Source organism: Actinoplanes sp. CA-051413, assembly GCF_050955795.1.
Classification (GTDB): domain Bacteria; phylum Actinomycetota; class Actinomycetes; order Mycobacteriales; family Micromonosporaceae; genus Actinoplanes.
Map to the genome: position 1 here is coordinate 9,534,462 of NZ_CP192100.1, position 16,043 is coordinate 9,550,504.

At 72.1% G+C, this 16,043-nt stretch carries 19 protein-coding genes; 5 read left to right on the forward strand and 14 right to left on the reverse strand.

What is annotated here, in order from left to right:
• Window positions 1-32: 32 nt before the first annotated feature.
• The 3 genes from panD to ACQP2Y_RS44990 are packed head-to-tail and all read right to left on the reverse strand — an operon-like array spanning window position 33 to window position 2,178.
• Window positions 33-461 (reverse strand): aspartate 1-decarboxylase, encoded by a 429-nt coding sequence (gene panD / locus ACQP2Y_RS44980; RefSeq protein WP_433722833.1) that lies wholly within the window; start codon window positions 459-461, stop codon window positions 33-35.
• A complete protein-coding gene (panC, locus tag ACQP2Y_RS44985) occupies window positions 458-1,294 on the reverse strand; it encodes a pantoate--beta-alanine ligase (RefSeq protein ID WP_433722835.1) in 837 nt (278 codons plus the stop codon). The genes panD and panC overlap by 4 nt, the downstream gene beginning before the upstream one ends.
• On the reverse strand, window positions 1,291-2,178 hold the full coding sequence (locus ACQP2Y_RS44990; protein WP_433722837.1) for a Rossmann-like and DUF2520 domain-containing protein: 888 nt from the start codon (window positions 2,176-2,178) through the stop codon (window positions 1,291-1,293). Before ACQP2Y_RS44990 ends, panC begins: the two co-directional genes overlap by 4 nt.
• A gap of 147 nt (window positions 2,179-2,325) precedes the next feature.
• On the opposite strand from ACQP2Y_RS44990, the gene ACQP2Y_RS44995 reads away from it, so the two are divergent.
• Both ACQP2Y_RS44995 and ACQP2Y_RS45000 read left to right on the forward strand, forming a co-directional pair.
• Complete coding sequence (locus ACQP2Y_RS44995; protein WP_433732366.1) at window positions 2,326-3,303, forward strand: SAM-dependent methyltransferase; 978 nt, start codon at window positions 2,326-2,328, stop codon at window positions 3,301-3,303.
• A complete protein-coding gene (locus ACQP2Y_RS45000; protein ID WP_433722839.1) occupies window positions 3,300-4,442 on the forward strand; it encodes an NADH-quinone oxidoreductase subunit D in 1,143 nt (380 codons plus the stop codon). Before ACQP2Y_RS44995 ends, ACQP2Y_RS45000 begins: the two co-directional genes overlap by 4 nt.
• A 3-nt stretch (window positions 4,443-4,445) precedes the next feature.
• Here the strand turns inward: ACQP2Y_RS45000 and ACQP2Y_RS45005 are convergent, their stop codons facing one another.
• The 4 genes from ACQP2Y_RS45005 to ACQP2Y_RS45020 all read right to left on the reverse strand — a co-directional run bounded on the left by ACQP2Y_RS45005 (window position 4,446) and on the right by ACQP2Y_RS45020 (window position 9,271).
• Window positions 4,446-6,533, reverse strand: coding sequence for a hypothetical protein (locus tag ACQP2Y_RS45005; protein ID WP_433722841.1), 2,088 nt, complete (start codon window positions 6,531-6,533; stop codon window positions 4,446-4,448).
• 123 nt (window positions 6,534-6,656) lie between these two features.
• On the reverse strand, window positions 6,657-7,655 hold the full coding sequence (locus ACQP2Y_RS45010; protein WP_433722843.1) for a glycine betaine ABC transporter substrate-binding protein: 999 nt from the start codon (window positions 7,653-7,655) through the stop codon (window positions 6,657-6,659).
• Window positions 7,656-7,817: 162 nt separating this feature from the next.
• On the reverse strand, window positions 7,818-8,534 hold the full coding sequence (locus ACQP2Y_RS45015) for an ABC transporter permease (protein WP_433722845.1): 717 nt from the start codon (window positions 8,532-8,534) through the stop codon (window positions 7,818-7,820).
• Entirely contained in the window at window positions 8,531-9,271 is a 741-nt protein-coding gene (locus tag ACQP2Y_RS45020; RefSeq protein WP_433722847.1) for an ABC transporter permease, read from the reverse strand. Before ACQP2Y_RS45020 ends, ACQP2Y_RS45015 begins: the two co-directional genes overlap by 4 nt.
• Before the next feature lie 2 nt (window positions 9,272-9,273).
• On the opposite strand from ACQP2Y_RS45020, the gene ACQP2Y_RS45025 reads away from it, so the two are divergent.
• Window positions 9,274-10,287 (forward strand): ABC transporter ATP-binding protein, encoded by a 1,014-nt coding sequence (locus ACQP2Y_RS45025; RefSeq protein WP_433722849.1) that lies wholly within the window; start codon window positions 9,274-9,276, stop codon window positions 10,285-10,287.
• A gap of 221 nt (window positions 10,288-10,508) precedes the next feature.
• On the opposite strand, the gene ACQP2Y_RS45030 is transcribed toward ACQP2Y_RS45025, so the two are convergent.
• The 7 genes from ACQP2Y_RS45030 to folP all read right to left on the reverse strand — a co-directional run bounded on the left by ACQP2Y_RS45030 (window position 10,509) and on the right by folP (window position 14,957).
• Window positions 10,509-11,000, reverse strand: coding sequence for a hypothetical protein (locus ACQP2Y_RS45030; RefSeq protein ID WP_360834922.1), 492 nt, complete (start codon window positions 10,998-11,000; stop codon window positions 10,509-10,511).
• Window positions 11,001-11,079: 79 nt separating this feature from the next.
• Entirely contained in the window at window positions 11,080-11,364 is a 285-nt protein-coding gene (locus tag ACQP2Y_RS45035; RefSeq protein WP_433722851.1) for a hypothetical protein, read from the reverse strand.
• Window positions 11,365-11,395: 31 nt separating this feature from the next.
• The gene (locus ACQP2Y_RS45040; protein ID WP_433722853.1) at window positions 11,396-12,658 is read right to left on the reverse strand and encodes an ABC transporter permease; all 1,263 of its coding nucleotides are present in this window, start codon (window positions 12,656-12,658) and stop codon (window positions 11,396-11,398) included.
• 76 nt (window positions 12,659-12,734) lie between these two features.
• On the reverse strand, window positions 12,735-13,214 hold the full coding sequence (locus tag ACQP2Y_RS45045) for a DUF3180 domain-containing protein (protein WP_433732368.1): 480 nt from the start codon (window positions 13,212-13,214) through the stop codon (window positions 12,735-12,737).
• Between the two features lie 35 nt (window positions 13,215-13,249).
• Complete coding sequence (gene folK / locus ACQP2Y_RS45050) at window positions 13,250-13,777, reverse strand: 2-amino-4-hydroxy-6-hydroxymethyldihydropteridine diphosphokinase (protein ID WP_433722855.1); 528 nt, start codon at window positions 13,775-13,777, stop codon at window positions 13,250-13,252.
• Complete coding sequence (gene folB / locus ACQP2Y_RS45055) at window positions 13,774-14,133, reverse strand: dihydroneopterin aldolase (RefSeq protein ID WP_433722857.1); 360 nt, start codon at window positions 14,131-14,133, stop codon at window positions 13,774-13,776. Before folB ends, folK begins: the two co-directional genes overlap by 4 nt.
• Window positions 14,130-14,957 carry a dihydropteroate synthase gene (gene folP / locus ACQP2Y_RS45060; RefSeq protein ID WP_433732370.1) on the reverse strand — a complete coding sequence of 276 codons (828 nt, stop codon included), beginning with the start codon at window positions 14,955-14,957 and terminating at the stop codon, window positions 14,130-14,132. Before folP ends, folB begins: the two co-directional genes overlap by 4 nt.
• A 389-nt stretch (window positions 14,958-15,346) precedes the next feature.
• Here folP and ACQP2Y_RS45065 point away from each other — a divergent pair, with 389 nt between their 5' ends.
• Both ACQP2Y_RS45065 and ACQP2Y_RS45070 read left to right on the forward strand, forming a co-directional pair.
• A complete protein-coding gene (locus ACQP2Y_RS45065; RefSeq protein ID WP_360546108.1) occupies window positions 15,347-15,640 on the forward strand; it encodes a hypothetical protein in 294 nt (97 codons plus the stop codon).
• A 16-nt stretch (window positions 15,641-15,656) separates the two neighbouring features.
• A complete protein-coding gene (locus ACQP2Y_RS45070) occupies window positions 15,657-16,019 on the forward strand; it encodes a hypothetical protein (RefSeq protein ID WP_125811387.1) in 363 nt (120 codons plus the stop codon).
• Window positions 16,020-16,043: the final 24 nt, after the last annotated feature.

The window sequence follows — 16,043 nt, forward strand, 5'->3', positions numbered from 1 at the left end:
GACCGGTGCGGCGGCTTGGCGCAGAACCTCGGTCAGCCGGCCAGCAGGGCGCCGTCCGCGCGTACCGGATCACCGGCCATGCCGTCCGCGACCGCGGCCGGATCCGTGCCCAGCTCGATGATCTTGTTGTCCGCGTCCACGTGCACCACCCGCGGCCGGTACGACCGGGCCTCGGCGTCGGTCAGCTGCCCGTACGAGATCAGGATGACCAGGTCACCGGGGTGCACCAGGTGCGCGGCGGCGCCGTTGATGCCGATGACGCCCGTGCCGCGCTCGCCCGGGATCACGTACGTCTCCAGCCGCGCGCCGTTGGTGACGTCGACGATCGCGACCTGCTCGCCGGCCAGCAGGTCGGCCGCCTCCATCAGGTCGAGGTCCACGGTCACCGAGCCCACGTAGTGCAGGTCGGCCTGGGTGACCGTGGCCCGGTGGACCTTGGACTTGAGCATGGTGCGGATCATCGAGCGGCCTTTCCCAGCAGGACCGGAACATTGTCGATCAGCCGGGTGCTGCCGACCTTGGCCGCGACGAGCAGCCGCGCGGGCCCGTCGGTGGGCGCCGGGCCGAGCAGCGGGTCGGTGAGCGACAGATAGTCGACCTGCACGCCGGGCTCGTCGGCGAGGATCTTGCCGGCCGCCTCCAGCACGCTCTGCGCGTCCGTCTGCGCGGCCCCCTCCCGCAGGGCGTGCGACAGCGCCAGGGCCGCCACCCGCTGCTCCGCCGACAGGTAGCGGTTGCGGCTGGACAGCGCCAGACCGTCGGCCTCGCGGACCGTAGGGACGCCGACGATCTCGACGCCGATCTCCAGGTCCTTGACCATCCGGGTGATCAGGGCCAGCTGCTGGAAGTCCTTCTCGCCGAAGAACGCCAGGTCGGCCCGGGTCAGCAGGAGCAGCTTGGCGACCACGGTGAGCATCCCGGAGAAATGCCCCGGGCGGCTGGCGCCCTCGAGGATCTCGCCCATCGCGCCGGCGTTCAGCGTCACCTGCGGCGTGCCGCCCGGATACATCTCGTCGCGGTCCGGCGCGAACACCACGTCGACCTGCTCGGCCCGGCACGCCTCGACGTCGGCGGCCAGGGTGCGCGGGTACTTGTCGAAGTCCTCGTTCGGCCCGAACTGCAGCGGGTTCACGAACACCGTGACGATGACGAAATCGCCCCGCTCCCGGGCGACGCGCATCAGCTGCCGGTGCCCCTCGTGCAGGGCACCCATGGTCATCACGACGGCCACCCGGCCGGTCGCGGCGGCGCGGGCGGCGGCCAGCTCGGCCCGGGTGTGGATGAGCGCGGTCATGAGGGACTCCCTACGGTCGCCTGGGCGAGAACATCCATCAACAGCGTCGCGTCCTGCGGCCGCAGCCGCCCGGCGGCGATGGCCCGGTCGGCGGTGCGCCGGGCGAGTGCGAGATACGCCGGTACGGACTCCGGCGCGATCCGGCTCAGGTGTTTGCCCACGGTGCCCGCGTCACCCCGCGACACCGGGCCGGTCAGCGCGGCATCGCCGAGGCTCAGCGCGTTGTCCAGGGCCGCGTGCAGCAGCGGCGACAGCACCGCCTCGGGGCGCTCGACACCGGCCGCGCGCAGCAGGTCGGCGGCCTCGTTGACCAGCGTGACCAGGTGGTTCGCGCCGTGCGCGAGGGCCGCGTGGTAGAGCGGGCGGGCATCCTCGGCGACCCACTCCGGCACCCCGCCGAGGTCGGTGACCAGCCGAGCGGCGAAAGCTCGGTCGCGGGCGGTGACGCCCCAGGCGATGCCGGGCAGCCGGTCCAGGTCGGTGTCGGCGCCGGTGAAGGTCATCGCCGGGTGCAGCGCGAGGCCGTCGCGATCACCGAGGACCGCCAGGCCGTGCGCGCCCGAGGTGTGCGCCACGACCGTGCCGGAGCCCAGCGAGCCGGTCGCGACCAGGCCGGACACGACGGCAGCGAGGTGATCATCCGGAACGGCGAGCAGCAGCAGATCGGTGGCGGCCCGGGCGACCTCGTCGGCGGGCAGGATCGCGGCCTGCGGCAGGAGGCGCTGGGCGCGCTCCCGCGAGGCGGCGGAGACGGCAGCCGCGGCGACGATCCGGTGCCCGGCGTCCGCCAGGGCGGCACCGAGCACGGCACCCACCCGGCCGGCTCCGACCACACCCACGACCAGGGGGCGAGCGCGCTTTCCGGCGCGCGGCACAGCGCTCATAGAAAGATCCAGTCCTCGTGAAAGGGGTACCGGTCGATCGCAAGTATGCGCCGATGTAACACGCTCGTGACAAGGGCGTGTGAACAACTGCACCGGCCGTTTGCGCCTAGATTGGCAAGCGTGACGAGCCTGGGTTGGCGAGCGGCGATGACCACGGCCCTGTACGGACCGGGCGGCTTCTTCACCCGGGCCACCGAGGGCCCCGCGGACCACTTCCGGACCAGCGTGCACGCCTCCCCGCTGTTCGCCCGGGCCCTGCTGCGACTGATCAGCGAGGTCGACGCCGCCCTGGGCCGGCCGGCCACCCTCGACGTCGTCGACGTGGGCGCCGGCCGCGGCGAACTGCTCGCCGCCCTGCACGCCCTGCTCGACACCGACCCCGCGCACGGCCTGGCCCACCGGGTCCGCTTCGTCGGCGTCGAGGTCGCCGCCCGGCCGGCGGGTCTGCCGGCCGACATCTCCTGGCAGCGGTACGTGCCCGAGCACGTCACCGGGATGCTGCTGGCCACCGAATGGCTGGACAACGTGCCGCTGGACGTGGCCGAGGTCGACACCGAGGGCCGGGCCCGGCGGGTGCTCGTCGACCCCGCCACCGGCGAGGAGCTGCTCGGGCCCGACGTGGACGCGGCCGACCGGTTCTGGCTGAGCCGCTGGTGGCCGGCGGCCCGGCCCGGCGACCGGATCGAAGTGGGCTGGCCCCGCGACGTCGCCTGGGCGGACGCGGTCGCGGCGGTCCGGCGGGGCTGCGCGCTCGCGATCGACTACGGGCACGTGCGGTCGGCGCGACCGCCTCTGGGCACTCTGACCGGGTACCGGGACGGACGGCAGGTGCCGCCCCGGCCGGACGGCAGCACCGACGTGACCGCCCATGTGGCTGTCGACTCGGCCGCGGCGGCTGCCGGGACGGCGTACCGGATCATCAGTCAGCGGGCCGCCCTGCGCGGCCTCGGGATCGGCGGCGGCCGGCCACCGCTGGACCTGGCCCGCAGCGACCCCGCGGCCTACCTGCGCGCGCTGAGCTCGGCCGGCGCCGCCGGCGAACTGATCGACCCGGCCGGGCTGGGCGGGCACTGGTGGCTGCTGCACGAGGTCGGCATCAAGCTCCGTGGGACGATGCTGGCATGAGCGACCTGCGGGAGATGACCGTCGGCACCGGGTCCGGTCTGGACACGGCCGACATGGTGCTCAACATCGGCCCCCAGCACCCGTCCACGCACGGCGTGCTGCGGCTCAAGCTCACCCTCGACGGCGAACGCGTGGTGTCCTGCGAGCCGATCGTCGGCTACATGCACCGCGGCGCCGAGAAACTCTTCGAGGTGCGCGACTACCGGCAGATCATCGTCCTGGCCAACCGGCACGACTGGCTCTCGGCGTTCTCCAACGAGCTGGGCGTCGCGCTGGCCGTGGAACGCCTCATGGGCATCGAGGTGCCCGAACGCGCGACCTGGCTGCGGATGGCGCTCGCCGAGCTGAACCGGGTGCTGAACCACCTGATGTTTCTCGGCTCGTACCCGCTGGAGATCGGCGCGATCACCCCGATGTTCTACGCGTTCCGCGAGCGGGAGACGCTGCAGGCCGTCATGGAGGAGGTCTCCGGCGGCCGCATCCACTACATGTTCAACCGCGTCGGCGGCCTCAAGGAGGAGGTTCCGGCGGGCTGGACGTCCCGGGCCCGTACGGCGATCGACGAGGTGCGCCGCCGGATGCCGGACATCGACCGGCTGATCCGGCGCAACGACATCTTCCTGGCCCGCACGGTCGGCGTGGGCGTGCTGACCGCGGAGCAAGCGGCGGCGTACGGCGCCTCCGGCCCGGTGGCCCGGGCCAGCGGCCTCGACCTGGACCTGCGGCGCGACGAGCCGTACCTGGCGTACGACCAGCTGGACGTGCCCGTGGTGACCCGGGAGGCCGGCGACTGCCACGCCCGCTTCGAGGTGCTGCTGGACCAGGTGTACGTGTCCCTGGACCTGGCCCAGGCCTGCCTGGACCGGGTGGACCAGCTCAGCGGCCCGGTCAACGTGCGCCTGCCCAAGGTGGTCAAGGCCCCGGAGGGCCACACGTACGCGTGGACGGAGAACCCGCTCGGCATCAACGGCTACTACCTGGTGTCCCGAGGCGAAAAAACCCCGTGGCGCCTCAAACTGCGTACGGCGTCGTACGCCAACGTCCAGGCGCTGGCGACGCTGATCCCCGGCTGCCTGGTGCCGGACCTGATCGCGATCCTGGGGTCGATGTTCTTCGTGGTCGGAGACATCGACAAGTAGCGCCTACCAGCCGCCTCGCGGTTCGTGGCTGCGCGGCGCCCAGCCGGGCTGGGCGGCCATGGGGTCGGGGCCGTACTGGTCGGCGGGCCGGCCGTAGGTGTTCGGGGCGGTGCCTTCCGGCTGGTCGGGCTGCGGATATTCGTTGTCGAGCACGAAGCCGCCGGACGGGTCCTGGGCGAAGAACGGCGAATCCGCACGGCCGAAGCCGCTGCTTCTCGGGCGGTCGTCGGCTGTGGGGTCGGGGTAGTCGTAGCCGCCGGTCTCGGGCTGGTCCTGGGCCGTGGGAGCGGCGTAGCCGTAGTGGCCCGGGGTTGAGGTCCACGCCGCGGCCCCGGTTTCGGCGTAGCCGTGGTTCTGGTTGGTATAGCCGCTTTGGGCGCCGTCGAAATCGGACTGCGCGTCAAAGCCGGCTTGGGCATCAAAACCGGACTCGGCGCCATAGCCCGACTCGGCGTCAAAGCCAGACTGGCCGTCAAAGCCGGACCGGGCGTTGAAGCTGGACCGGGCGTTGAAGCCGGACCGGCCGTCAAGGCCGGACTCGGCATTGAAGCCGGACTCGGCGTTGAAGCCGGACCGGCCGTCAAACCCGGACTCGGCGTCGAAGCCGGCTTGGGCATCAAAGCCGGACCGGCCGTCGAAGCCGGCTTGGGCATCGAAGCCGGAGTTGGCGTCGAGGCCGGCTGGGGCGTTGTGGCCGCCCGGGACGGCGTAGCTGCCGGGAACGTCGTAGCCGGCGCCGTAGGACGCGGCACCATGCGCTTGCGGCTCCGGGAGGGCGCTCAGGCCGTAGCGGGCGATGTCCGTGCCTGTGTCAGGGGCCGCATGCCGTCGGGACGGCTGCTGCGCGGCCGGGGTCTCCTTCGCGTAGCCGGCGTCGGCGGTGGCGGGAGCGTCGTATTCGGCGGCTGCCCCGCGCTCGGCCCAGGCCGATCCGGACAGTCCGGGACCGTAGGGGCCGCTGTGCCCGGCCGAGTCGGCGTAGCCAGCGGGGTTTGTCGGTGGCACCACCGCGGCACCACGCTGACGCGGCGCCGCAGCGGCGGGCCGCGCCGTGGCCACTGCTACCGGCGCCGAAACAGCAGCGGCGCCGGAGGCCCTGGGCGCCGACATGGGCGTCACGGCCGGGGCCACGGATGCGGTCGCCACCACCGGCCTGGCGGTGCCGACGGACCCGGAGTCGCGATCCGGATCCGGCAACCACCCACCGGCTTGCGCCTGCCCCGGCGCAGCGGGCGATCCCGGCACCGGAGCCGACGCCCGGCCGCCGATTCGGGCCGCCTGCACCGCGCCGCCCGCGGTCCCCCGCACAGCGCCCGACGCCCGGCCACCGGAACCGACCAGCCCCGCGTCGCGCCCGGTCCCCGGTACCGGCCCACCGGCCCGGGCCACCTGCGCAGCGCCCGCAGCAGCCCCCGGCACGGCGGCCGACGCGCGACCACCGGTCGTGTGCCCAGCCGCCACCCGGCCAGCACCATTCGGCCCGCCACCCATCGACTCAGCGCCCGTCGTTCCCGCGCCCGTCAGCTCAGCGCCCGCCGGCCCGGCACCCATCCGCCCGGCCGCACCCACCGGCCCAGCGCCATTCGGTCCCGCACTCATCCGCCCGGGCGCGACCCCCGGCCCTGCACTATTCGACCCGGGACCCATCCGCCCGGCTGCGACCCCCGGCCCGGCGCCATTCGGCCCGGCACCCATCGGCGCGGCCGCGCCCATCGGTCGCGGTCCCGCCGGGGCCAGCGCCGCAACCGGCGACCCGGCCGCCCGCATCCGCGTCATCTCGTCCTGCAACGCCTTGACCCGCTGGCCCGTCCCCCGGGCGCTGGCCGCGATCTCCTCCCGCAGCTCGTCGCGCATCGCCGTGACCTGGTCCTCGACGTCCATCTTGAGCAGCACCGGATCGTTGCGGACCAGCAGCGCCGCGCCGATCAGGACTACGCAGACGGCGATGAGCAGCACCGCGAAGCGGATCGAGTTGTCGCTGCCGCCGAGCAGCGCGACGAGGGCGGCGACCGGGGCCAGGCCGACGCCGGCCCAGATCAGGGCCGTGAGTAGGCGGGCGTTGGGCGGCGCCTCGGGGTCCCGGTCAGGCATGGTCGCAGATGCTACCGAGAGCGGCAGGCGTCGCGAAACGGGCAGATGCGGGGCATCGCTCTTGCGATGCCCCGCATCCGGGGTGATTCGGTCGGCCGGTGAGGAACCGGCGACAGTCAGTCGTCAGCCGGCGGCCAGGGCGCCGTCCGAGCTGAAGACCAGGCCGACGCTGATGGTGCCCTGCTTGAGGCCGGTCTTCGTGAGCGGGCCGCCCGCGTCGAGCGAGCTGAACTTGCCCGCCTCGAACTTGTAGGTCTCGACGAGGCCCTGCTGGCACTTGGGCCGCTGCGGGCACTCCGGCGGGCCACCGAGGACGGTCGCCGCACCCGAGCACTTGGCCGCGAGGTCGGACAGGGTCTTGACCGCGTACTTGGTGGAGAAGGCCTCCGTGGTGGCGAAGGCGTTCTGGTCCTGCGCCGTGGAGGGCTTGCCGAAGACCAGGCCGACCTTGTCACCGAGGGCGGTCAGGTTGGTCATCGTGGTGTCGAGCTGCGGCGAGGACGGGTCCTTGGCGCTCTTGCCGTCGACCTTGCCGGACAGGAACGTCGCCAGGGTGGCCGCGTACTCCGGGACGACGTCGATGTCGCCCTTCTCCAGGGCCGGCTCGTACAGCTCGCGGTTGCCGATCTGCTGGACCTTGACCTTGTAGCCCGCAGCCGTCAGCGCGAGGTTGTAGAGCTCGCCGAGGGTCGCGTTCTCGCTGAAGTTGGCCGCGCCGACCGTCAGGTCGCCGCCGGGGCCCTTCTCGATGCCGGTGGTGATGGAGTTGGCCGTGGCGAACTCCTCGGCGGCCGCCTTGGACGACTTGCGGTCGATGTCGACGGCCTTGTTGAGCTCGATCAGCTTGGTCGTGTCGAGCGCCGCGGAGACCTTGTCGAGGGCGGCGATGAGCTGCGGCGACGAGGCCTTCTTGTTGATCGCGGGGACGATGTTGTCGGTGTTCTGCAGGTTTTTGTCGTCGGTGAGGACGACGAGCTTGTCGCCGGCGACGGGGGCGCAGCCGTTGCCCGCGGCCGAGCTCGCGGGGGCCTCCGTGCCGGAGGAGCCGGACTCGCCGCAGCCGGCGAGGATGACGGCGGCGGTCATGAGGGTGCCGGCCGTCAAGAGCAGGTGTCGACGCATACTGCCGCCTTCTGTGTCCCGGCACGGCCAGGGGCCGCGCCGCGTGTCCGACGGGCAGTCGGTGTCCGATGCCCGTGTGTTTTCAGTTTGTCGGGCGCGCTGAGCGGCCCACGTTCATTCCTACTCGCAGGGTCCGACAAGTTACGTAACGATGCGAGACCATTACCCGGCCGGGGCCGCCGCGGTGGGCCGGCGGCGCCGGTCCGTCCGGAGCGCGGCCGGTGTCACCAGTCGTTGTACGCCTGCGAGCACCGCTTCCACCAGCAATGCGAGCAGCGCCACAGCGATGCCGCCCGCCACGATCTGCCCGCCGCCGCCGTTACTCATCCCGATCCCGAAGCCCGCGGAGATGATCTCGCCGAGTCCGCCGCCGTTGACGAACGCGGCCAGTGCGGCGGTCGCCACCACCTGCACGGCCGCGGTGCGCAGCCCGGCCGCCAGGTACGGCACCGACAACGGCAGCTCCACCCGCCGCAGCACCTGCCCGCCGGAGAGCCCCATCCCGCGCGCCGCTTCCCGGGTCTCCGGGTCGATCTGGCGCAGCCCCGTGTACGCGTTGGCCAGCAGCGGCGGCACCGCGAAGACGGCCAGCGCGACGACCACCGGGGGCTGGCCGAAGCCGAGCGGGGTCAGCGGCAGGATGGTGAGCAGGGCCAGGGTGGGGATGGCCAGCGTCAGGTTGGCGAAGGTGAGCACCGCGCCGCCGCCCCGGCCGCGGTGGCCGAGCCAGATGCCGAGCGGCCAGCCGATGACGCAGCCCAGCAGCACCGCCCACAGGCTGATCAGCAGGTGTTCCTGGAGGCGGTCGAACAGGCCGCCGGGGTTGGTCCAGTTGAGCGGGTCGTTGAACCAGACGAAGCCCTCTTGGAAGTAGTTCACGAGCTGCGCTCCCTCGCCCACGGGGTGAGCAGCCGGCCCACTCCGGCCAGGGTCAGGTCGAGGACCAGCGCCAGGCCGACGCAGAGCAGCGTCCCGGTCATGATCTCGGCTTTGTAGAAGTTGTTCCGGAAGCCGCCGAGGATCATCTCGCCGAGGCCGCCCTTGCCGATCAGCGAGCCGACTGTGACCAGCGCCACGGTGGAGACGGTGGCCAGCCGCAGGCCGGTGAGGATGCCGGGCAGGGCCAGCGGCAGCTCGATGCGCCACAGCCGGCCGAAGCGCCCGTAGCCCATGCCGGCCGCCGCGTCGCGGACCTCGGCCGGGACCTGGGTGAGCCCGGCCAGCGAGTTGCGGGTGAGCACCAGCAGCGCGTACAGCACGAGGGCGATCAGCACCGACGTGTCGCTGGTCGTGCCGACCGCCGGCGCGACCAGGGCGAGAAGTGCCAGCGACGGGATCGTGTAGAGGACGCCGGAGAGTGCAAGAATCGGGCCGGTCAGTGGTCGCCACCAGTAGGAGACGACCGCGAGCGGCAACGCGACGATCAGCGCGATGATCACCGCACGGGCGGTGAGACCCGCGTGCAACTGCAGTGCGGACAGGATCTCGCCGGCGTTGTCGTGGACATAGCGCCACGAGAACCACGGATTTCCCGGCCCGTCATCGGCGGGGGCGGCCAGCTCCCCGGGAGCAGCGAGGGGCCACGCAGGCACCGGGGCCCTCGACAGGAAGGACATACGTGGACGCTACCGCGATCAACGACTCCGGCGCTGGCCGGACCGCGGCGTCTATCACGCTCGAGAACGTCGGGAAGGTCTATCCGGACGGGACCGTGGCGGTCGGCGACATCAGCCTGGAGGTGCGGGCGGGCGAGCTCGCCGTGCTGATCGGGCCGTCCGGATGCGGCAAGTCCACCGTGCTCCGCATGATCAACAGGCTGATCGAGCCGTCCAAGGGCCGCATCCTGATCGACGGCTCGGACGTCTCGCAGCAGGACCCGGTCGAGCTGCGCCGGCAGATCGGCTACGTGATCCAGAACGTCGGGCTGTTCCCGCACCAGAGCATCCGCACCAACATCGGCACGGTGCCGCGGCTGCTGGGCTGGAACCGTAAGCGGATCAAGGACCGCGCGGAGGAGCTGCTCGAGCTGGTCGGGCTCGACCCGAAGCGCTACGGCGGCCGCTATCCGCACGAGCTCTCCGGCGGTCAGCGCCAGCGGGTGGGCGTGGCCCGGGCCCTCGCGGCCGACCCGCTCGTGCTGCTCATGGACGAGCCGTTCTCCGCGGTCGACCCGATCGTGCGCGGCCGGCTGCAGGAGGAGTTCCTCCGGCTCCAGGAGGCGGTCCGCAAGACCATCGTGCTGGTCACCCACGACATCGATGAAGCCGTACGGCTGGGCGACCGGATCGCGGTGCTGGCCGAGGGCGGCCGGCTCATGCAGTACGCGACCCCGGCCGACCTGCTCAGCAAGCCGGCGTCGGCGTCGGTGAGCGAGTTCGTCGGCACCGACCGGGGGGTACGGCGGCTGGCGGTCACCCCGGTGCGCGACGCGATGCGCCCGGTCGGGCAGATCGAGGAGATCGGGCGCCTGCCCACGGTCGACGTCTCGGGCACCCTCTACGACGCGCTCGCCGTGATGCTGACCAGCGACTCGCTCAACGTCGTGGTGGTCTCCGACGGTAAACCGGTAGGTGCGGTGTCCCGCTCGGCCCTCTTCGACGCCCCGAACGCGGAAGCGGCGGCGCCGGCCTGACAGCAAGCCGCGGCCTGACAGCGGCGACGGCGGCCGGGACAGCAACGGCGCCGGCCTGACAGCGAGCCGCGGCGTGACCGGAGGACGGGGAGATCGTCCGGTCACGCCGCGGGGTGTCGCGGCGGTGCGGTGCCCGCGGGGGCGGCGGTCACCTGGTGCCGCGGCGGGCCCGGATCGTACGGCGGCGCGGGACGCCGCACGGCCGGGCCGGGAACGAGGCTCTAGCGGGTGCCGCGCCGGCCGCCGAGGGTGGCGAGTCCGATGATCCAGCCGACGAAGAGGCCGTAGGTGGCGCCCTCCCCGGCTGTCCGGAACGCGCCCAGCAGCGACGGGTTGGCCAGGAACAGCGTGGTCAGCAGGGCGGCGAAGCCACCGGCGAAGATGTAGGCGGCCCAGCCGGCGAAGAACTGGCTGATCGTGCCGCGGGCCCGGGCCAGTTGCGAGCCGGGCAGCAGGTAGAGGAAGACCAGCGTCAGCACGACCACCAGGATCGCCTTGAGGTCGCCGATGATGATCGAGCGCAGCGAGTCGTCGGAGTCGAAGCGCCAGTGCGGCCAGGCCAGCAGGCGCAGCCACCAGCCTCCGGCGGTCTCCGGGTTGGTGTTGTCCTGGGCCCAGTCGGCGTACCAGGGGCTGCCGAAGACCAGGACGAGTATCAGCGCGGCTATCGTGCCCGCGCCGGGCGCAGTTTTGTAGCGGTTGGTGAGAGCCATGAACCCGCTATTTCCCTGCGGATTCCACTCGCCAAACGCGTCGGAACTGATATCCGTGAATGTGTGCCTTGCGGTGGTCTCAGTGCTTTTGCAGGTAATCGATGAAGGCTGCCCGAAGCAGCGGCTCCTGCTCCCCGTACCCGTGTCCGGTCAGTTCACGCCACAGAGCGACCGCTTCTTCGATCGTCGGGCCCACCGTGTTCGGCGCGCCGTCCAGCGACGCCGCCTCGTCCGCGTCGGGCAGGTGCTTGAACACGGACCAGAAGAAGCTCAGGTCACGGCGCTCCCGCGCCTTCGCGAAGGCCCGCTCGCGCAGCTCCTCGGTGGGCAGGGCGTCCAGTTCGGCGAAGGTCGAGTCGGTCATGACTGCCAGCATAGGGCGCAACCGCGCACCCTCAACGGGCACTGCCCCAGGGCCCCTCGTCCCAGCGCAGGGGCTTGCTGTCCGGCGGCTCGGGCGAGGTGGACCAGGTCTGCGGCATGTCCGGGGTCCAGGTGGTGCCGGCCGAGGCCGCGGCATTCCAGTCCGCCGCCGCGGGGACCAACAGCGGGCGCCCGTACGTCTCGACCAGCCGGGTGACGATCAGGCCGCCGCCGATCGCGCAGGCCGCGATCGCGAACAGCGCGATGTCGAAGTCGCGGCGGGCCGCGTAGTCCAGGAAGAGCGTCAGCCCGGCCACCGCCAGCAGCGTGCCGAAGATGCCGCCGCGCCGGCCGTAGGCGCTGGTGCCGGCGAGCAGGGCCGCGCCGAAGGCGAGGCCGGTCCACTCCAGGCCGGTGCCGGGCGCGATGGGCGCAGTGGACTGGGCGGCCATGAGGATGCCCGCGCCGACCGCGAAGACAGACGAGAGCACCAACGCGGCGATCACCGGGAACGCCGCGGCCACTCCGCGTCGCAGGGCCGGGTCGCCGGCCGGTCGCTGCCGGCCGACCAGCCGCCGGATCGGCATCACGGTGCCCAGCGCGCCGCCGATGACGGCCAGCAGGGCGAAGCCGCCGAAGAGGTAGAACGCCTGGTTGGCCGGGTCGTAGCCGGCCTGCACGGTGACCGGTGCGGTGCGCAGCTGGTCGTAGACGATGACGCCCATGGCCCCGCCGAGCGTCGCGGCCCAGCCGGGCACGTGCAGCACGAGCACGAAGACGGCCGCGATCAGGCCACCGGCGGCGGCCACGATCAGCGCCGGCACGGCCGCCTGGATCAGGCCCTCGTCACCGTTCTCGGCGAAGTGCAGCGCGGCGCCCAGGGCGATCGGGCCGACCGCGAGATTGGGTACGCCGGCGCGCAGCGTCAGGCCGGCGCCGAGAGCAAGCAGGCCGATCGAGGCACCGGTGATGAGCAGAGTGTCCAGCGCCGGGCGGCGCAGGCTGGCCGGATCGAGCCGATAGAGCAGGTACGCGATCGCGGCGACCGCCAGCAGCAGGACGATCTCCCAGCCGATGTGGATGCCCAGCCGGTCGCGCCCGTCGTCGAAGTCCCCGCCGCGGCGACCGGTGTCACCGGCCGGCTCGACGAGCTGAACTCCCTCGCCCTCGTCGGGATCGAGGTCGCGCCGCCGGGCCCGGAAGTCGGTGGCCGCGATGCCGGCCCGGTACGCCGCCGGGTCACTTTCGCCCTGGTCACCGGTATTACGCCGATATGTGGTCTCGTCGTAGGCCATCTCGCACACCTCCTTCGCCGCCGGCACAGCATACGGAAACGAGGGGCCCTCAGTTCAAGTCCCGGATCGGACTCGATCAGGACCGTCCGGCCTGCCGGCCCGGGCCGCCGCTGTCCTTCTGGTCGGGTTGCTCCGGCACCCGGCAGGAGCGTTCCAGCCACAGCGCCGCGCCGACGAGCGCGAGCGCCGCGACCACCCCGGCGATGGCAGCCGGGACGTCGTCACGGGCGGCCCTGGTCGGCTCCAGCGCCAGCCAGGCCAGCAGCCCGGCGGAGAAGCCTCCGAACAACGCACCGGCCAGCGCCGACGCCTTGGCCAGCACGGCGTACCGGGCGACGGCCAGCGGGTCGACCCGGGGCGCGCCGGGCTTGCGCTGGATCCGGGCCGCCGTGTTCTGCGCGAGGGTCGCCTCGACGACGGCCAGCGTGCCGAGCACGATGATCGGCAGCCAGGGCAGCCGGGGCATCTGCGAATACAGGGCGCTGAGCAGCAGCCAGCCGACCGCGGCGGCGGCCAGCGCGGCGACCACCAGGACGGACAGGCTGGTCGGCCGCATCGACGGATCGGGTGCGCCGCCGCCGGGGTTACTGCTCACTCTTGTGACTCTAACGGCAGATCGGGCCGCGGGGTCAGTGCGTTCGCGTCGGCGGTGAGCTCCGGGGCGTTCAGCAGGTCGGTGACCCAGCCGTGCCCGGGCAGCTGGGCGTAGGGCTGCAGGTCGAGCCAGGGTTTGAGCACGAACGCCCGCTGGTGCGCCCGGGGATGCGGCAGGGTCAGCTCGGGGTCGTCACTGAGCACGGGCGTCCCGTCGTCCTGCCACACCGCGATCACGTCCACGTCCAGGGTGCGAGGGCCGAAGCGCCGCTGTGGGTCCCGGACGCGGTCCGCCGCCTGCTCGACCGCGCGGACCCGGGTGAGCCAGCCGGCCGGATCCGCCGCCGGGTCCACGGCCAGGACCACCGCATTCAGGTACGCCGGCTGGTCGACGTCACCCCAGGGCGGCGTCTCGTAGACCCCCGAGACCAGGACGACGCTCTCGCCGAGCTGCTCCACCGCGCCTTTGAGGTACGCGTACCGGTCGCCGAGGTTGCTGCCCAGCGAGAGGATCGCCCGGGTCATCGGGCCCGCCGGACGGTGACCGCCACGTCGGCGAACTCGAGCGGGATCGGTGCCTGCGGCTTGTGCACGGTGACCGTGGCCGCGGTGACCCGGACGTCGGCCAGGCAGACCGCCGCGAGCCGGTCGGCCAGCGTCTCGATCAGGTTGACCGGCTCGCCGGCGATCACCTCGGCCAGCCGGCCGGCCAGCTCGCCGTAGTGGACGGTGTCGGTGACGTCGTCGCTGGCCGCCGCCCTGGCGAGGTCGAGTTCCAGCTCGACGTCGACCACGAAGTCCTGGCCGTCGCGCCGTTCGAAGTCGAAGACCCCGTGGTGGCCCCGGACGCGCAGGCCGTGCAGGGAGATGCGGTCGCTCACGGCGTACCCCCGGTTGTTGATCGTGAAATGCGCGGGCTGCCGGTGGCGCGCCACACGGCCAGGGCGTCGACGGTCGCGCGTACGTCATGGACCCGGACGCCCCACGCCCCGGCCGCGACCGCCAGCACCGACGTGGCGATCGTCGCCGCTTCGCGGCCGTCCACGGGCCGCGGCTCGCCGTCCGGCCCGGCCAGCAGCCGGCCGAGGTACGTCTTGCGGCTGGCCGCGAAGAGCACCGGATGTCCGAGAGCGATCAGCTCGTCCAGGTGCGCGCTGAGCGCCCAGTTGTGCTCGGCGCGCTTGGCGAAGCCGATGCCGGGATCGAGGATCAGCCGCCCGGGGTCGACGCCCGCGGTGACCGCGGCGTCCACCCGCTCCAGCAGTTCAGCGCGGACCTCGGCCACGACGTCGTCGTACTGCGCTAGGTCGAGCATCCGGCGGGAGTGCCCGCGCCAGTGCATGAGGATCCACGGGCAGCCGGCGTCCGCCACCACGGCGGCCATGCCGGGGTCGGCCAGCCCGCCCGAGACGTCGTTGACCAGCACGGCTCCGGCGGCCAGGGCCGCGGCGGCCACCTCGGCCCGGGTGGTGTCGATGCTCAGCGGTACGCCGGCGCCGGCCAGCGCCTTGATCACCGGCAGCACCCGCGCGATCTCGGTCGGACCGTCCACCCGATCGGCGCCCGGCCGGGTGGATTCGCCGCCGATGTCGATGATGTCGGCTCCGTCCCGGCGCAGCGCAACGGCGTGCTTGACAGCGGCGTCGACATCGGCATACCGCCCGCCGTCGGAGAAGGAATCCGGGGTCACGTTGAGCACGCCCATCACGACCGGGTGATCTTGCTGCAGCAGCGGATCGCCGCTGACCTGCGCGGTCGTTGCGATACCGGTCGGATCAGTCACGAGAAGAAGGTACCGGGCCTCAGGTTTTAGAACATGTGTACGATGCAACGTGACTCATCTTCAGTCATGTCTTTACCTTGGGTAACGAATCAGGCAGCTTGTAGGTAAGAAGTACGGCCCGTACTCTTCGGAACTGGGCATCATTGAAGGACCGAAGAGAGCAGACGGGCTTTGGGTAGGACAGGAGCGCCCTGAACAGCTCACTCGACGCGGTGAGCTGGAAGTAGCACCATATGGGCGTTGCCGTCAGCGAGGCTTTACAACTGCAGTGTGCTCGGCGCCCTCACGCCGGGCACCCGGGAGGTTTACCGATGATCGCCACAGAGTTCGCCACGCAGGTCGTAGCAGCCCTGCAGCAGGGCACCCTGGCCGCCCCCGAGCCCAAGGGCATCAACACCGAGGGCGTCGTCACCTTCTTCGCCAGCAACATCGCGCCGATCCTGCTCGCCGTCCTGGGCATCATCTTCATCGGACGGGCCAGCCGCGGCGAGATCTCGAAGGTGCTCACCAGCTCCGCGATCGCCATCGTCGGCCTCGCGTTCATCGCCGGCGCCGCGACGTTGTTCTTCGTCGGCGACTACCTCATCAGCCTCATCTTCGCCTGAGGCCGCGGGCGGACACATGCGGCTGCGCACCGATGACGACATCTACCGGGCACGCCTTGTCTATCTGGGCCCGCCCGGATACACGCTGCCCATGCATCTGCCGTATGCGCAGTATGGGATGTTCGTCCTACTAGTGCCTTTGTTCGTGTTTCTGCACTACCTCATCACGTTCGAGATCGACGCCTTCCCCGCCTGGGAGATCGCGCTGGCCATGGTCACCACCTCCTACGTGTTCCGGCACGTCGACCCCGACCGGCCGGCCCGCATGGTCATCCGCACCGCACTGACCGACTGGCGCCGCACCCGCGAGCCGGCCGTCGAACAGCGCGACCCGAGACTTGTCGCCACGCGCATCAGGGTTCGGGAGGAGTTGGTATGACCAGTTTCGCCAATCTCGTCGCAT

What these genes read in the sequence shown, in the direction of transcription:
- panD (WP_433722833.1), bottom strand. Translation starts at nt 461, where the DNA reads ATGATCCGCACCATGCTCAAGTCCAAGGTCCACCGGGCCACGGTCACC.
- panC (WP_433722835.1), bottom strand. Translation starts at nt 1,294, where the DNA reads ATGACCGCGCTCATCCACACCCGGGCCGAGCTGGCCGCCGCCCGCGCC.
- ACQP2Y_RS44990 (WP_433722837.1), bottom strand. Translation starts at nt 2,178, where the DNA reads ATGAGCGCTGTGCCGCGCGCCGGAAAGCGCGCTCGCCCCCTGGTCGTG.
- ACQP2Y_RS44995 (WP_433732366.1), top strand. Translation starts at nt 2,326, where the DNA reads ATGACCACGGCCCTGTACGGACCGGGCGGCTTCTTCACCCGGGCCACC.
- ACQP2Y_RS45000 (WP_433722839.1), top strand. Translation starts at nt 3,300, where the DNA reads ATGAGCGACCTGCGGGAGATGACCGTCGGCACCGGGTCCGGTCTGGAC.
- ACQP2Y_RS45005 (WP_433722841.1), bottom strand. Translation starts at nt 6,533, where the DNA reads ATGCCTGACCGGGACCCCGAGGCGCCGCCCAACGCCCGCCTACTCACG.
- ACQP2Y_RS45010 (WP_433722843.1), bottom strand. Translation starts at nt 7,655, where the DNA reads ATGCGTCGACACCTGCTCTTGACGGCCGGCACCCTCATGACCGCCGCC.
- ACQP2Y_RS45020 (WP_433722847.1), bottom strand. Translation starts at nt 9,271, where the DNA reads ATGTCCTTCCTGTCGAGGGCCCCGGTGCCTGCGTGGCCCCTCGCTGCT.
- ACQP2Y_RS45030 (WP_360834922.1), bottom strand. Translation starts at nt 11,000, where the DNA reads ATGGCTCTCACCAACCGCTACAAAACTGCGCCCGGCGCGGGCACGATA.
- ACQP2Y_RS45035 (WP_433722851.1), bottom strand. Translation starts at nt 11,364, where the DNA reads ATGACCGACTCGACCTTCGCCGAACTGGACGCCCTGCCCACCGAGGAG.
- ACQP2Y_RS45040 (WP_433722853.1), bottom strand. Translation starts at nt 12,658, where the DNA reads ATGGCCTACGACGAGACCACATATCGGCGTAATACCGGTGACCAGGGC.
- ACQP2Y_RS45045 (WP_433732368.1), bottom strand. Translation starts at nt 13,214, where the DNA reads ATGCGGCCGACCAGCCTGTCCGTCCTGGTGGTCGCCGCGCTGGCCGCC.
- folK (WP_433722855.1), bottom strand. Translation starts at nt 13,777, where the DNA reads ATGACCCGGGCGATCCTCTCGCTGGGCAGCAACCTCGGCGACCGGTAC.
- folP (WP_433732370.1), bottom strand. Translation starts at nt 14,957, where the DNA reads ATGGGCGTGCTCAACGTGACCCCGGATTCCTTCTCCGACGGCGGGCGG.
- ACQP2Y_RS45065 (WP_360546108.1), top strand. Translation starts at nt 15,347, where the DNA reads ATGATCGCCACAGAGTTCGCCACGCAGGTCGTAGCAGCCCTGCAGCAG.
- ACQP2Y_RS45070 (WP_125811387.1), top strand. Translation starts at nt 15,657, where the DNA reads ATGCGGCTGCGCACCGATGACGACATCTACCGGGCACGCCTTGTCTAT.